At 67.5% G+C, this 1,288-nt stretch carries 2 protein-coding genes; one reads left to right on the forward strand and one right to left on the reverse strand.

From position 1 onward, the window contains the following. On the reverse strand, nucleotides 1–648 hold a 648-nt coding region (locus ACFWF3_RS36280; protein ID WP_379318703.1), incomplete at its 3' end, for a helix-turn-helix transcriptional regulator. Nucleotides 649–756: 108 nt separating this feature from the next. Here ACFWF3_RS36280 and ACFWF3_RS36285 point away from each other — a divergent pair. Continuing rightward, on the forward strand, nucleotides 757–1,224 hold the full coding sequence (locus ACFWF3_RS36285) for a VOC family protein (RefSeq protein ID WP_379318705.1): 468 nt from the start codon (nucleotides 757–759) through the stop codon (nucleotides 1,222–1,224). Nucleotides 1,225–1,288: the final 64 nt, after the last annotated feature.

Consider the following 1,288-nt stretch of genomic DNA (forward strand, 5'->3'; position numbering starts at 1 on the left):
GCGCGGGCCGTGGGGGATGCGCAAACTCATCCGATCGATGCGAAAGCTCCGCCAGCCCGCGCGCTCGGGATCCCAGCCGATCAGGTACCAACGCCCGTTCCGAACCACGAGATGATGGGGTTGGACGCGGCGCGGCGCGCGCAACTCGGTTGTGTGTGCAGACCCCTGATAGTCGAAGCGCACTTCCGCCGCGGATCGAATCGCGGTGCTCAGTTCCACCAGAATTCGGGTGTCGACTTGGATATCGGCACCGCTCGCGGCGAGCTCGAGCGCGTCGACTCGCGCCCGCAACCTCGCCGGTAGGACCTGTCGCACGGTGGCGAGGGCTCGCGCGGCGCCTTCTTCGATGCCCGCCCCGGTCCCGACCGCGATGCGCAACGCCACCGCGAGCGCGACGGCTTGCTCGTCGTCGAACAACAGCGGCGGTAGTTCACTGCCTGCCTCCAGCCGGTAACCGCCCTCGGGGCCCTTGATCGCCTGGATGGGATAGCCGAGCTCGCGCAGACGGTCGACGTCGCGGCGCACCGTGCGCGCGCTGACATCGAGCCGCTCGGCCAATAGAGCTCCTGGCCAGTCCCTGCGGACCTGCAGCAAAGACAGCAGTGAGAGCAGGCGGCGCGAAGTCGCCGTCGAAGTCGATGTCGGCACGGTTCCAGATTGCCAGGAGTAGCGGACATTCCCTGTCCGCTACCGGTGACAGTGTGGAATTCGTCGCCCCCCGGCGGCGCACACCACTCGAAGGGACACTGATCAGACATGACGGTCAATACTGTTGCCCACCTGAATTTCCACGGCCAGGCCCGTGCGGCCCTGGAGTTCTACCAGTCGGTATTCGGTGGCCGGCTGACCCTCGCCACCTACGCCGACTTCGGCATGCCGACCGAACTGCCCGACGCCGCCAAGGTGGTCTTCGGTCAGGTCATTGCCGACAACGGATTCCGGGTTATGGCCTACGACGTGCCCGGCCACGACTCCCCTGCCGCTGCGGCCACGCCCACCACCCGCCGCGACAACGGCACCACCATCACCGAGGAGCGGTTCTTCCTTTCGGTGCGCGGCGAGACCGTCGAGGAGGTCGGCGCGCTGTGGGAACGCCTCGCCGAGGGCGCGACGGTGATCGAGGCATTCGGCCCAGCTCAGTGGGCGCCCGCCTTCGGGATGCTGAGCGATCGCTTCGATGTCACCTGGATTCTCGACGTGGCAGCCGAGTACGTCCCGGCTTGAGCCGTCGTTCGGGGTGCACAGTGATCGGTCAGCGAGGGTCCGCGGTGGGATGGGCGGCGAGCAG

This window comes from Nocardia sp. NPDC060220, assembly GCF_042727815.1.
GTDB lineage: Bacteria > Actinomycetota > Actinomycetes > Mycobacteriales > Mycobacteriaceae > Nocardia.

Excerpts from the sequence above, each read along its gene's own strand:
- ACFWF3_RS36285 (WP_379318705.1), top strand. The coding sequence starts at position 757 with ATGACGGTCAATACTGTTGCCCACCTGAATTTCCACGGCCAGGCCCGT.